This window comes from Enterobacter sp. SENG-6 (assembly GCF_001605945.1).
Taxonomy (GTDB): Bacteria; Pseudomonadota; Gammaproteobacteria; order Enterobacterales; family Enterobacteriaceae; genus Enterobacter; species Enterobacter cloacae.
The window spans coordinates 156,394-170,060 of record NZ_LOMM01000077.1; the positions used below are offsets into that span (position 1 = coordinate 156,394).

Annotated in this window: 13 protein-coding genes; 11 read left to right on the forward strand and 2 right to left on the reverse strand. The window is 56.2% G+C overall.

Going from position 1 to position 13,667, the window contains the following annotated elements; all coding sequences use genetic code 11:
* Nucleotides 1–52 precede the first annotated feature (52 nt).
* Nucleotides 53–535: a GNAT family N-acetyltransferase gene (locus AX755_RS23280; RefSeq protein WP_013096614.1), complete on the forward strand. Its 483-nt coding sequence runs from the start codon at nucleotides 53–55 to the stop codon at nucleotides 533–535.
* On the opposite strand, the gene ptrR is transcribed toward AX755_RS23280, so the two are convergent.
* Nucleotides 489–1,367, reverse strand: coding sequence for a putrescine utilization regulator PtrR (gene ptrR, locus AX755_RS23285; RefSeq protein WP_013096613.1), 879 nt, complete (start codon nucleotides 1,365–1,367; stop codon nucleotides 489–491). The genes AX755_RS23280 and ptrR overlap by 47 nt on opposite strands.
* 99 nt (nucleotides 1,368–1,466) lie before the next feature.
* Between ptrR and sad the strand changes: the two genes are divergently transcribed.
* From sad to AX755_RS23335, 10 genes are all read left to right on the forward strand, one after another.
* Complete coding sequence (gene sad / locus AX755_RS23290; RefSeq protein ID WP_058661503.1) at nucleotides 1,467–2,855, forward strand: succinate-semialdehyde dehydrogenase; 1,389 nt, start codon at nucleotides 1,467–1,469, stop codon at nucleotides 2,853–2,855.
* Nucleotides 2,856–2,971: 116 nt separating this feature from the next.
* A complete protein-coding gene (locus AX755_RS23295; RefSeq protein ID WP_062857550.1) occupies nucleotides 2,972–4,561 on the forward strand; it encodes a methyl-accepting chemotaxis protein in 1,590 nt (529 codons plus the stop codon).
* Between the two features lie 64 nt (nucleotides 4,562–4,625).
* Nucleotides 4,626–5,552 (forward strand): glutaminase B, encoded by a 927-nt coding sequence (glsB, locus tag AX755_RS23300; RefSeq protein WP_013096610.1) that lies wholly within the window; start codon nucleotides 4,626–4,628, stop codon nucleotides 5,550–5,552.
* Complete coding sequence (locus tag AX755_RS23305) at nucleotides 5,552–5,908, forward strand: DUF4186 domain-containing protein (RefSeq protein ID WP_062857551.1); 357 nt, start codon at nucleotides 5,552–5,554, stop codon at nucleotides 5,906–5,908. The genes glsB and AX755_RS23305 overlap by 1 nt, the downstream gene beginning before the upstream one ends.
* Before the next feature lie 112 nt (nucleotides 5,909–6,020).
* On the forward strand, nucleotides 6,021–7,460 hold the full coding sequence (locus tag AX755_RS23310) for a GGDEF domain-containing protein (protein ID WP_062857552.1): 1,440 nt from the start codon (nucleotides 6,021–6,023) through the stop codon (nucleotides 7,458–7,460).
* A gap of 176 nt (nucleotides 7,461–7,636) precedes the next feature.
* Nucleotides 7,637–8,629 (forward strand): sensor domain-containing diguanylate cyclase, encoded by a 993-nt coding sequence (locus AX755_RS23315; RefSeq protein WP_062857553.1) that lies wholly within the window; start codon nucleotides 7,637–7,639, stop codon nucleotides 8,627–8,629.
* A gap of 53 nt (nucleotides 8,630–8,682) precedes the next feature.
* Nucleotides 8,683–9,648, forward strand: coding sequence for a sensor domain-containing diguanylate cyclase (locus tag AX755_RS23320; protein WP_062857554.1), 966 nt, complete (start codon nucleotides 8,683–8,685; stop codon nucleotides 9,646–9,648).
* An 82-nt stretch (nucleotides 9,649–9,730) separates the two neighbouring features.
* Nucleotides 9,731–10,258: a GNAT family N-acetyltransferase gene (locus AX755_RS23325; protein WP_045294055.1), complete on the forward strand. Its 528-nt coding sequence runs from the start codon at nucleotides 9,731–9,733 to the stop codon at nucleotides 10,256–10,258.
* Between the two features lie 117 nt (nucleotides 10,259–10,375).
* Nucleotides 10,376–11,827: a tagaturonate reductase gene (locus AX755_RS23330; RefSeq protein WP_013096604.1), complete on the forward strand. Its 1,452-nt coding sequence runs from the start codon at nucleotides 10,376–10,378 to the stop codon at nucleotides 11,825–11,827.
* A gap of 197 nt (nucleotides 11,828–12,024) precedes the next feature.
* Complete coding sequence (locus tag AX755_RS23335; protein WP_023619574.1) at nucleotides 12,025–12,939, forward strand: bestrophin family protein; 915 nt, start codon at nucleotides 12,025–12,027, stop codon at nucleotides 12,937–12,939.
* Here the strand turns inward: AX755_RS23335 and AX755_RS23340 are convergent.
* Nucleotides 12,927–13,475, reverse strand: coding sequence for a GNAT family N-acetyltransferase (locus tag AX755_RS23340; protein ID WP_013096602.1), 549 nt, complete (start codon nucleotides 13,473–13,475; stop codon nucleotides 12,927–12,929). The genes AX755_RS23335 and AX755_RS23340 overlap by 13 nt on opposite strands.
* Nucleotides 13,476–13,667: the final 192 nt, after the last annotated feature.

The following is a 13,667-nucleotide window of genomic DNA, read 5'->3' on the forward strand; positions in this document are numbered from 1 at the left end:
GCAGACGCTATGTTGAAGCCTGGCCTCACAAAAAAAAAGCAAGGAGCCTGCCATGTATTCCATTACCTCTGAATCTGCCCGTCATCCGGACATCCTCAAGCTGATCGCGGCGCTTGACCGTTATCAGAGCGAACTCTATCCCGCTGAAAGCAATCATCTGCTCGATCTGGCTGCGCTGCCTGAAGCCTCGCTTATCCTGATGATCATTCGCGACCCGCAACTGCAGGCCGTGGGATGTGGCGCCGTGGTGCTTAATGGCGACGGTACCGGGGAGATGAAACGGGTCTATATCGATCCGACCCATCGCGGGCAACATCTGGGCGAGAAGCTGCTTGCTGCCCTTGAGGATGAAGCCCTGAGTCGTCACTGCCACACCGTGCGCCTGGAGACAGGGATCAAGCAACACGCCGCCATTCGCCTGTATGAACAGTGCGGATATGAACGCCGTCCGGCGTTTGCGCCGTATGTCGACGATCCGCTGAGCCTGTTTATGGAGAAGGCTCTGGTTGTCGACGTTCGTTTAGCAGCGCTATAAACGCTTCGAGCTGGCGGGTCATCGCCCCACGACGCCACACCAGCCAGGTGGTTAGCCAGCGCCAGTTCTCCGCCAGCGGCCACGCCTCTACCTGATGATGCCCCGGCATGCTCTCCAGCATGGAGCGGGGCATTAACGCAATACCCGCCCCTGCAATCACGCAGGCGAGCATACCGTGATACGACTCCATCTCATGGATCCGCCCGGGCGTGGCGCGGTCTGCGTGAAACCAGCTTTCCAGATGACGTCGATACGAACAGTTTGCGCGAAACGCGTAGACGTCGCTGCCGCTTACCTGCGCGGCGCGCGTCACCTCCGCATGTCCGGCGGGGGTGACCAGCATCATCTCTTCCCGGTAAACCGGCATGCCTTCCAGCTCCGGGTGTGAAAGTGGCCCGTCGACAAACGCCGCGCTTAAGGTGCCTTCCAGAACGCCGTCAATCATCGTTCCGGACGGGCCGGTAGAGAGCGCGAACTGAATGCGCGGATAACGCTGGTTAAACGCCGCCAGACTTTCCGGGATCCGCACGGCGGCGGTGCTCTCCAGGGCGCCAAGGGCAAATAACCCCTGCGGCTCATCACCGGCGACGACCATGCGCGCCTCGTCAACCAGCGCCAGGATCTGCTTGCTGTAGCGCAGAAAGTTGTGCCCGGCGGGAGATAAGCGCAAACGCTGGCTCTCCCGGATAAACAACTCAACGCCGAGATCGGCCTCAAGCTGGCGGATGCGGGTGGTGAGGTTAGACGGAACGCGATGCACCTTCTGCGCCGCCTGGGTAATGCTGCCGGTCAGGGCAACGGCGTTGAACATTTCAAGCTGAGTTAAATCCATAGCATTCTCGATTCGTGAATAAGGTGGTTAGTATTATTCATTTTTAAGAAATAGCAGAGTGGGCCACAATCAATCAACCGATATTACGTGGAGAACATCATGACTTATTCATCAGCTACGCATGCCCTCTCTGTTAACCCGGCGACAGGCGAGACGCTGGCCGCCTATCCCTGGGCCACATCCGAAGAGGTCGAACAGGCAATCACCCTGGCTGATGCCGGTTTTCGCCAGTGGCGAGGAGAAAGCGTTTCTCACCGGGCACAAAAGCTGCGCGACCTGGGGGCAGCACTGCGCCAGCGTGGGGAAGAGATGGCGCAAATGATCTCCCGGGAAATGGGCAAGCCGATTGTGCAGGCGCGGGCGGAAGTGGCCAAATCTGCGGGTCTGTGCGACTGGTATGCGGAACATGGCCCGGCGATGCTGCGTGCGGAGCCCACGCTGGTGGAAAACCAAAACGCGGTCATTGAATACCGTCCGCTGGGGCCGATTCTTGCGGTGATGCCGTGGAACTTCCCGCTCTGGCAGGTACTGCGCGGTGCGGTGCCGATCCTGCTGGCAGGTAACAGCTATCTGCTCAAACACGCACCGAACGTCCTGGGTTCTGCAGAGCTGATTGGGCAAATCTTTGCTGATGCCGGTATTGCGCAAGGCGTCTTTGGCTGGGTGAATGCGACCAATGATGGCGTGAGCCAGGCGATCAACGATCGTCGTATTGCAGCGGTCACCGTCACCGGTAGCGTGCGTGCAGGTGCGGCGATAGGGGCTCAGGCGGGAGCGGCGCTGAAAAAATGCGTTCTGGAGCTGGGCGGCTCCGATCCGTTTATCGTGCTGAATGATGCCGATCTGGATCTGGCCGTTCGCGCGGCCGTCACGGGACGTTATCAGAACACCGGGCAGGTTTGCGCGGCGGCAAAGCGCTTTATTATCGAAGAGGGTATTGCCGATGACTTTACCCGGCGTTTTGTTGCGGCGGTTACGGCGCTGAAGATGGGAGCACCGGATCGGGAAGAGAATGATATTGGCCCGATGGCGCGTTTCGATCTGCGTGACGAACTGCATCAGCAGGTGCAGGCCACGCTCGCGGAAGGGGCCACCCTGCTGCTGGGCGGCGAGAAAATCAGCGGGGAGGGCAACTATTACGCGCCAACCGTGCTGAGCCATGTCACCCCGACAATGACCGCCTTCCGTCAGGAGCTGTTTGGTCCGGTTGCGGCGATTACGGTGGCGAAGGATGCGGAACATGCCCTGCAGCTTGCCAACGACAGCGACTTTGGTCTCTCTGCCACGGTGTTTACCGCCAACGAAGCGCTGGCCGGAAAATTCGCCCGCGAGCTGGAGTGCGGCGGGGTGTTTATCAATGGCTTTAGCGCCAGTGACGCGCGCGTGGCCTTTGGCGGCGTGAAGAAAAGTGGTTTTGGCCGTGAGCTTTCCCACTTTGGTTTGCACGAGTTTTGTAACGTGCAGACGGTGTGGAAGAACAGAGTGTAACCGCCATCCTTACAGAGGCCCTGACGACGAGGGCCTCTGTCATTTCTCTGCAATGGTTCTGTCATTTTCGTTTCGTAGACTCGCACGCGTCTAACGTCTTGTTACTGAAGAAAATTATGAACCTAACGCAAATTTATCGTCGTATTGCGCAGCGCATTATCCCCCGCCAGTTTGGCCTGCTTACCGGTATCTTTTGTATTATCGGCCTCTTTTCCGCCCTGCAACTCTCCTCGTCGTTCCTGCTCAATGCCTCCCTTAAGGAAGCGCAACGCAACGAGCAGCAAAACCTGCTGGCGTACCAGCAGCAGAGCAAGCTGGATCTGGCACGCGTTTCCCTGCTGGCCGCAAGCGATCTGCTTAACCGCTCCGGCGTCTGGTTTATGCAGGATAAAGAGACCGGCTCCGAGGGCAGCTGGCACAGCCTGATGGACGACGCGCAAAAGGCGCTGGCTGTTTCGCAGCAGGCGTGGAATGCCTGGCTGGCGCTTAATCCGCCAAAAGATGACGCCCTGGTGAACAGCTATCAGCTTTTTTACGGCGCGATAAAAGAGCAGGCGGAAGGGCTGGTGAAAACCAACACCATCGATGCGTTTTTTGCCGTGCCGGCGCAGGCGTTTCAGACCGACTTTAATGACAACTATGCCCGCTATCAGCAAGCAAGCGAGAAGCAGGCGCTTAAAGGGCGTCAGTCGTTGATTGCGCAGCTCTCCGGTCTGCAAACGCTGTTTCTGCTTGCGCCTGTTCTGTTGCTCGCTATTGCGGTTGCCGTCTGGTTCGGGATGTCCCGGTGGGTGATTACCCCGTTGCGGCGCTTGATTGCGCATATCAACCGGCTGGCCGCGGGCGATCTCTCCGGTACCCCTCCTGGCGTGATGCGTTTTAACCGTGAAATTGCCCAGCTCAGCGACAGTATTGCCACCATGCAGAACGGGCTACAGCAGCTGGTGACCCAGGTCAGCGATGCGACCACCGCCATGGTGGAAAATATTGGCGCACTGGCGCAGGGCAATCAAAAGCTGTATCACCAGTCGGCACGTCAGGCCAAAGAGCTGGAAGACGTGACGGCGCATATCGCGACTCTGGAAACCCACGTAGAAGGCAACACGGGCTATGCGAAGCTTGCCAGCTCGCGGGCGGATGAGGCGCGCCAGGCCGCGGCGGGAGGGGATCAGATGATGTCGACCGTCAATGCGTCGATGCAGGCGATCGTCGACCGATCCTCAGAGATGCGGGGGATCGTGGCCATGATCGACAGCGTCGCGTTTCAGACCAACATTCTGGCACTGAATGCGGCAATTGAAGCGGCTCACGCGGGAAACCAGGGGCGCGGGTTTGCCGTTGTCGCTCGTGAAGTGGGGCTGCTGGCGAGGAAGAGCAGCCATTCGACGCAAACCATTCAGGAGCTTATCAACCGTTCCCTTCAGGGGATCGAAGACGGGTCACGGGCCGTTAACCGTCTGGAAGATAACCTGGAGCAGGTGACGGGGCTGGTGGGAACATTAAGCAGTTTGCTGAATGAGATCTCCGCAGCCACGCTGAGTCAGGGGGAGAGTATTCATCAGATGACGCGCCAGCTTCAGGCGCTCAATCAGGTGTCGCGGCAGACCGACAGCCTTGTCTCTGACGCGTCCGATGCCTCTGAGCGCCTGCACAAACAGTCGGATCTTTTATTGCAGGCGGTTTCGCGTTTTCGTCTCAGTGCCTGACGCAACACATAAGCGTCTGTTATACTCGCAGCCCGTTTTAGCCTGAGGGCAAGGAGCAAAGAGAGTGGCTGCGGTCATCCATAATGAGATGCTGGACGAGATTCTGGCGCAGGTTCGTCCGTTACTTGGAAAAGGAAAGGTTGCCGACTATATTCCGGCCCTTGCCTCGGTCAGCGGGAATAAGCTGGGAATTGCAATTTGTACGATAGACGGTCAGCGTTACCAGGCCGGTGACGCCACGGAACGTTTTTCCATCCAGTCTATTTCGAAAGTGCTAAGTCTGGTTGCGGCCATGCGACAGTACGAGGAAGAGGAGATCTGGCAACGGGTGGGTAAAGATCCCTCCGGGCAGCCGTTTAACTCTCTGCTTCAGCTTGAGATTGAACAGGGTAAACCGCGTAACCCCTTTATCAACGCGGGGGCGCTGGTGGTCTGCGATATGCTGCAAAGTCGTCTCAGCGCGCCACGCCAGCGCATGCTTGAAATTGTTCGCCAGCTCTCAGGCGTTGACGATATTGCTTATGATTCAGTGGTCGCTCGTTCAGAGTTCGAGCACTCTGCGCGTAACGCCGCCATTGCCTGGTTGATGAAATCGTTCGGCAATTTCCATAATGATGTGGCGACCGTACTGCAAAACTATTTCCACTACTGCGCGCTGAAAATGAGCTGCGTGGAGCTGGCGCAGACCTTCCTGTTCCTTGCCCACCAGGGGCACGCACCGCATCTCGATCAGGAGGTGGTCTCACCTATGCAGGCGCGTCAGGTCAATGCCCTGATGGCGACAAGCGGGATGTATCAGAACGCGGGCGAATTTGCCTGGCGCGTCGGTCTTCCGGCCAAGTCGGGCGTCGGGGGTGGGGTGGTTGCCATTGTACCGCATGAGATGGCCATTGCTGTCTGGAGCCCGGAGCTGGATGAGACGGGTAATTCACTGGCCGGTGTGGCGGTTCTGGAGAAACTGACCCAACGCCTGGGACGTTCCGTTTACTGATGTCTGACCTGGATCCTCTTTTTTCTCGCCTGGCGCGTTCGACCTTTCGGTCGCGCTTTCGCTTAGGCACAAAAGAACGACAGTACTGCTGGGACAAAGGTGCCGATACCATTGACCAGCATGCTGCCGACTTTATTGCGAAGCGTCTTGCCCACGCGCACCCCGTCAACGACGGTAAACAGACCCCCATGCGCGGCCATCCGGTGTTTATTGCCCAGCACGCGACCGCCACCTGCTGTCGCGGCTGTCTGGCGAAATGGCACAACATTCCGCAAGGTGTTCAGCTCACCGCGCAGCAACAGCACTATATCGTCGGCGTGATCCACCACTGGCTGGTGTTGCAGATGAACGCCTGATGTTGATGGGTGCTGATCCTGTTGTAATTGTGTTATAGATGCACGCTATGAGATCCCCCGCGTGGTGACGGGTCAGTTAGTTGCCATAAGTTATTATATGGAATGATATTTAATGCGTTCAGACCCCGCTGCCTTCACGCTTTTTCGCCCTGAATCGCCGCTGCGTAATGCGGCGGGTATCTTTATTCTCACCACCTTGTTCTACTTTATCGGTGCGGAATTACGTCTGGTCGAAGCCTTGTCGCTGTTCTGGCCGCTGAATGGCGTGATGGCGGGCGTCTTTGCCCGTTATACCTATCTTAATCGCCTGCATAACTACGCGGTGTCGTATGTCGCCATGCTGATGTACGACGCGGTCACCACCAACTGGGGAATGGCCTCGGTGGTCATCAACCTGTCGAATATGGTCTTTATCGTTGTTGTCGCATTGCTGGTGGTGCGTGATAAACGGTTGATGAAGAAAACCCCCGATCCCATTAATGCGCTGCGGCTGTTCAATTATTGTCTGATCGCCGCCTTATTATGTGCGCTGCTCGGCGCGACCGGGTCGGTGGGGATCGACAGCCATACCTTCTGGCCGCTGTTTGCCGACTGGTTCAGCGAGCAGTTCTCAACCGGCGTGCTCATTTTACCCTGCATGCTCACGGTCAGTATGCCGACGCGGGCATTCAAGCTGCGTCTGGAGCAACTTTTACCGGTCATTGCGCTGATTGTCTCGGTGATGGCATCGGTGGTGATTGGCGGGGCGGGAAGCCTTGCCTTTCCGCTGCCGGCGCTGATCTGGTGTGCGGTCCGCTACTCCTTGCCCGCGACCTGTCTGCTGACGTTTCTGACCGGCGGTCTGGAGATTGTTCTGGTCGCTAACTCCATTATCAATATCGCCGTGGGCACGCCGCTCTCTACCCCGATGATGTTCTCCGCCCGGCTGGGGATTGCCACCATGGCGATCTGTCCGGTTATGGTCTCCGTCAGTATGGCGGCCATTAATTCGCTCATCCGTCAGGTGTCGTTGCGCGCGGATTATGATTTTCTGACCCACGTTTATTCACGCTCAGGGCTCTATGAGGCGTTAAAGCGGGAAGAGGCGCAGCGGCAGACACGTTTTCTGACCGTGATGCTGCTGGATATCGATTACTTCAAAAGCATCAATGATAACTATGGGCATGAGTGTGGCGACCGCGTGCTGGCCGCGTTTGCCCGCGAGGTTCACCAGGTTGTCGGAGACGACGGTATGGTGGCGCGTATGGGCGGAGAAGAGTTCGCGGTTGTGGTGAACACCGGTGACGCGCAGCACGGCTTTGCGCTGGCGGAACGTATCAGACTCACCATTGCCGCTCATCCGTTTACTTGGCGCCAGCAAGCGCTCTATCTGACCGTGAGTATTGGTCTCGGGAGCGGGAAGGCGGCGTCGTGGCAGTTGACCGAAGTCTTCAACAGGCTGATGGCCGAAGCAGACGATCATCTCTATCGTTCCAAAAAAGCGGGGAGAAATCGCACCAGTGCGCGTGTGTCAGACGATCCCATTACCCCGACCCCGGAGAGTGAAACCTGAGCGCAGCCTGCATTCTGCCGGGGATGAATCATAACGAATAGCAGATAAATTGCTTGCTAGGTATTTTTAACGTCAATAAGATACCGCAAGAAAGCTATCGGAAAATTCGCAGAATGAATGCAGCTGACAAACTCAGTAGACCCTCTCGTGTACCAGGAAGCCGGTTTGTCAAACGTATGTATCTGATGCGTATTCTCGGCACGTTTCTCTGTTTTGTTCCCATCCTCTCCGTGCTGATTGAACAGAATCGTTCAATCTGGCTGATGTGTTTGCTGGCGTTGAACGCGTTTATCTGGCCTACGCTTGCCTGGTATCGGGCGCGAAATTCGGCCATGCCGCTGGTGACTGAGCATCAGAATCTGGTGCTGGACGCCGGGGCGGGGGGATTCTGGATCGCCATGATGGCGGTTAATCCGCTGCCGTCGGTGGTCATTGCCACCATCATTCTGACCGACCGGCTCTCGGCAGGGGGCGTTACGCTGATGAGAAAGGCGGCCATCACCATGGTGGGCGTTTTTCTGGTGACCTGGCTGACGCAGGGAATGGCGGTGGATATGTACGTTTCGCAGCGCACCATGTTTGCCACGCTGCCGCTGATTGCAATTTATCTGCTGGCACTGAGCATATTAACGGACAGCATTGCGCTGCGCCTGCGGATCAAGAGCCGGGAGCTTGAGCGGATCGCGATGATGGATCCGCTACTGGATATCGCGAACCGACGTCTGCTCGAAAAGCGCATTGACCACGAACTGAATAAACTGCGCCAGACGTGCCGGGAATCGGCCCTGATGTTCATCGATATCGACAATTTTAAAGACGTTAACGATCGTTTTGGTCATAAGGTTGGGGATGCATTGCTGGCGGCCGTCTCGCAAATACTGCATTTGTCGACACGCCCGAACGATACCCCCGCACGCCTTGGCGGCGATGAATTTGTGGTGTTGCTGCCGGATACCACCCTTGAAGAGGCGCAAGTTGTCGCCAGACGCATTATGGATGCGGCTGCAATGAAAAAGGAGGTGGCTCAGGAGACGGTGCATTGCACGCTCAGCATCGGTATCGCCTGTGCCACGCGAGAAATGATAAGCGTAACCGACTGGCTACAGGCCGCGGACAACGCCCTGTACCGCGCCAAGCGGGACGGTAAGAACAGAATATTCGCGCACTGACAATGTCTCTGTTTAGGCTACGCTTTGAGTAACGCTTTGCGTCAGGAGACGTTATGAAAACACCTGCAACCCCAGCAAATGAAATGGAACGTCTGAACTCGCTGCGCGAGTCAGGCCTGCTTGAGATCGACAGTTCCCCGGCGTTTGACCGACTGACACGTCTGGCAAAACGCTTCTTCCAGGTTCCCCTGGCGATGGTCAATCTTATTGATGAACACTCGCTGATTGTGAAGTCGGCCGATGGTCAGGCGCCTGACACCGTTCCGCGTAATATCTCGTTTTGCGGCCATACGATCCTCAGCGAAGCGCCGCTGGTGGTTGCCGATATGCGTCAGGACGATCGATTTGCCGATAACCCGCTGGTGGCCGGTGAGCCTGGCGTAAGGTTCTATGCCGGTTTTCCACTGCGTTTACGTGACGGGGCGAGCGTGGGATCGCTGTGCCTGATTGATTATTCTCCTCGTGAATTTTCCGCAGCCGATCTTGCCGTGCTGGGCGACCTGAGCGCGCTGGCGGAAGACGAGTTTGCTGCCGTCAGCGCGGCGACAACCGATGAATTAACCGGTCTGTTTAACCGTCGGGGCTTTAACCAGCTGCTCCGGTTCACGCTCTCCGTAGCCAGACGTCGGGCGGAGCCGTTAAGTCTGGGCTGGTTGGATCTGGATCGCTTCAAAGAGATTAACGATCGCTACGGACATGAAGAGGGCGACAACGCGCTGAAAGTGATGGCGGAACTGATGCGCACCTCTTTCCGTGAAGCGGATTTGCTGGTTCGCTTTGGCGGCGATGAGTTTGCCGTGCTGTTTGCCGATACCGACGAGCAGGGGGCCTGGATTGCCATGCAGTATCTGGCCGAGCAGGTTGAACAGTACAATGCGCGCAGGCTGCATCCCTGGTCACTCCATTTTTCCTGGGGGCTGAGCGAGTTCGATCATAACGGCAACGATCTGCAGCAGTGGATGAAAGAGGCGGATGAAAAAATGTATGCCATGAAGCAGCAGCGCAAGCGCGCAACATGACATCACAAAAGCCTATATCTGAGGTGATTGCGTTACGTAAATGTTAAATGCACAGTGAGCGTATTCAACGTAAGGAAAACCCATGAATACCTCACTGCAGATCAAAACCCTCACCCGGGACGATATTCTCACCCACCTCGATGCGCTGGCCGATATCCTTGAAAATTGTGTCAGGGGCGGCGCTTCCGTCAGTTTTATGTTGCCATTCAGTACCGATAAAGCTCGTGCTTTCTGGCAGGATATTGCCGGGAGCGTAGGGCGTAACGAACGCGTTGTGCTGGCCTGCATCGATTCTCAGGATGGCGTGATTGGCACCGTGCAGCTCATTACCGATCAGCCGGAAAACCAGCCGCATCGTGCCGATGTGGCAAAGCTGCTGGTGCATGAAAAAGCGCGTCGTAAAGGTGCCGCGATGGCGCTAATGGAGGAGCTGGAAGTGCAGGCCAGAGCAAGAGACATCTCGGTGCTGGTGCTGGATACCTCAACCGGCAGCGGAGCGGAGACCTTCTACCAGCGTGCTGGCTGGCAAAAAGTGGGGGAGATCCCGCGTTATGCGCTGATGCCGGACGGCGCGATGACTGCCACATCGGTCTTCTATAAGTTCTTGTGATTATTTCCCTCAATGACGTGATGAATTGATCAAAAGCGGGGTTCTGGTCGAAAACCTTTGGTAAGTTATCATACCAATTTAATCAGGTTGTACGACTAATCATAAAAGGACCCCATTGTGAACACACTTAACCGTCGTGATTTCCCCGGTGCTCTCTACCCCGAACGAATCATTCAGTTTGGCGAGGGCAATTTCCTGCGTGCGTTTGTCGACTGGCAAATCGACCTGTTAAACGAACATACCGATCTCAATGCCGGTGTCGTGGTCGTACGCCCAATTCAAAGCGACTTCCCGCCGTCATTAAGCACTCAGGATGGCCTGTATACCACGATCATTCGTGGTCTGAATGAGCAGGGCGAGGCGGTCAGCGAAGCGCGTCTTATCCGCTCGGTGAATCGGGAGATCAGCGTCTACAGCCAGTACGATGAATTTCTGAAACTGGCGCACAATCCGGAGATGCGTTTTGTCTTCTCCAACACCACCGAGGCGGGGATTAGCTGGCACGCGGGCGATCGTTTCGAAGATGCGCCAGCGGTGAGCTATCCAGCGAAGCTGACGCGGCTGCTGTTTGAGCGCTTCAGCCATTTTAACGGCGCAGCGGACAAAGGCTGGATCATCATTCCGTGCGAGCTAATAGACTATAACGGCGAAGCGCTGCGCGAACTGGTGCTGCGCTATGCACAGGCATGGGCACTGCCAGCGGAATTTATTCAGTGGCTGAATGCGCATAACAGCTTCTGCTCCACGTTAGTTGACCGCATTGTAACGGGGTATCCGCGCGACGAAGCGGCGACGCTGGAAGCCGGGCTTGGCTATCACGATGCGTTCCTGGATACCGCTGAACATTTCTACCTGTTTGTTATTCAGGGGCCTGAATCCCTGGCCAGCGAACTGCGTCTGGACAAATTCCCGCTAAACGTGCGGATTGTGGATGACATTAAGCCGTACAAGGAGCGCAAAGTGGCGATTCTCAACGGCGCGCACACAGCGCTGGTGCCGGTGGCGTTCCAGGCGGGGCTGGATACGGTGGGCGAGGCGATGAATGATGCAGACATATGCGCGTTCATCGAAAAAGCAATCTATGAGGAAATCATTCCGGTCCTGGATTTGCCGCGTGATGAACTGGCCTCTTTCGCCAGCGCCGTTACGGGTCGTTTCCGCAATCCGTATATCAAGCATCAGCTGCTGTCGATTGCCCTTAATGGCATGACCAAGTATCGCACGCGCATTCTGCCGCAGCTGTTGGCGGGGGTGAGGGCATCTGGCACGTTGCCCGCTCGCCTGACGTTCGCGCTGGCCGCACTGATCGCGTTCTACCGTGCAGAGCGTAACGGGGAGAACTATCCGGTGCAGGATGACGTGCACTGGCTTGCTCGTTACCAACAGCTGTGGGCGCAGCATCACGATAAACAGATCACCACCCGCGAGTTGGTCGCCTCCGTTTTAAGCGTTACTGAGCACTGGGAGCAGGATTTAACTCAGGTAGAGGGTCTTGTCGGTCAGGTTTCGCGCGATCTCGACGCGATTCTGCAACAGGGGATGCGGGCCGCAGTAAAACCGCTTTGTTAACCCATGCCCGGCTTCGGCCGGGTATTTTATATCTCATTAGTTACAACATACTATGGACTCGTTTATGTAAAACTGGCTCTAGCACCGTGCGGTTTATTGCTTATCAGGTGATAAAATGCAATCTCTTATTAACAAGCTTGCAACCGTGACAGGGATCACGTTTAATAACGCGGCTCTTTCCTTTCCTGAAGCTGACTATGATTGTTCGTCCCAAACAGCACTGGCTACAACTGATTTTCGTCTGGCACGGTTCGGTACTTCCTAAAATCTATACCCGGTTGTTACTTAACTTCCTGCTATCCATCGCCGTTATTCTGATGCTGCCGTGGTATACCTCGCTGGGCATCAAATTTACCGTTGCGCCGTTCAGCATCCTGGGTGTGGCCATCGCTATCTTTCTGGGGTTCAGAAACAACGCCTGCTATTCGCGCTACGTTGAGGCGCGCCAGCTGTGGGGGCAACTGATGATAGCGGCACGCTCGTTATTTCGCGAGGTTAAAAACACCTTGCCGGATGATAAACATCTGGGTGAGTTCGTCCGCCTGCAGATCGCCTTTGCCCATTGTCTGCGCATGACCCTGCGTCGTGAAAAGGGGGAAGGGCAACTGGCGCGCTATCTGGCGGCGGAGGATTTACGCAACGTCATGGCCGCCAATTCCCCGGCGAACCGTATTCTGCTGATCATGGGTGAATGGCTGGCCGTCAGACGCCGTAACGGAGACCTCTCTGACATTCTGTTCCACAGCCTGAACAACCGTCTCAACGATATGTCGATTGTCCTGTCAGGCTGCGAGCGCATCGCCACCACGCCCGTGCCGTTTGCTTATACGCTTATCCTGCACCGTACGGTCTATCTGTTCTGCATCATGCTGCCGTTCGCGCTGGTCGTTGACCTGCACTACATGACGCCGTTTGTCTCTGCGCTGATTTCGTATACCTTCATTTCGCTGGATACGCTGGCAGAAGAGCTGGAAGATCCGTTTGGTACCGAAGACAACGACCTGCCGCTGGACGCCATCTGCAACATGATGGAACGCGATCTGCTGCAGATGAACGATGAAGAGAACATTCCGGAAAGGCTGATGCCGGATAAGTATTATCAGCTGACCTGACGGGCGTTCCACTCGTCCCGGGTGATTTCCCACAGCTCAGAATCGAGCATACCGCTGACGTACGCTTTCTTTTCCGTTCTGATAAGCCGCATGCCGCTACTGTCTGAAATACGACGGGAGCGGCTATTGGCGGCCGCCTTCGGCGCGCGCAATACGGGTTTGTTCAGCGTGTTAAACCAGTAATCCGTTGCCGCAATGCTGGCTTCGCGCATATATCCCTTTCCCTGAAACTCCGGCGCCAGCCAAAACCCGCGGTTGTTATCTTCCACATCGTACAGGCAGATAACCCCCATCAGTTCGTCCGGCGCTTCACGACGGCGGATGCTCCAGAACCAGGCAATCCCTTTCGCCATATCCGGCAGCGCCACGTTGTTGACATAGTTTTCCGCGCCGTTATCCGGGTAGGGCCAGGGCACGGAAGAGACCAGATAGCGGACGATCTCCCAGCGCGGATAGCGCTTTTGTATCTGAACGGCATCTTCGGCAACCAGCGGTTTTAGCAGCAAGCGTTCTGTCGTGAGCGTCGGTATCGTCATCCGCAGATCTCCATATTTAAGCGTTAAGATTTTGTTTGCGTTCTGGTATTTTGTAAAGAGCGGTCTAAAGGGCGCTTGAGGTTGCTGATTTCTTGCCGGGTGGCGCTGCTGTATGACCGGATACATAGGTGACAGATCAGACCGGGAACATAGGTAACACTTTTAGTCTATCCGGAGCACACTCTCGGTTTT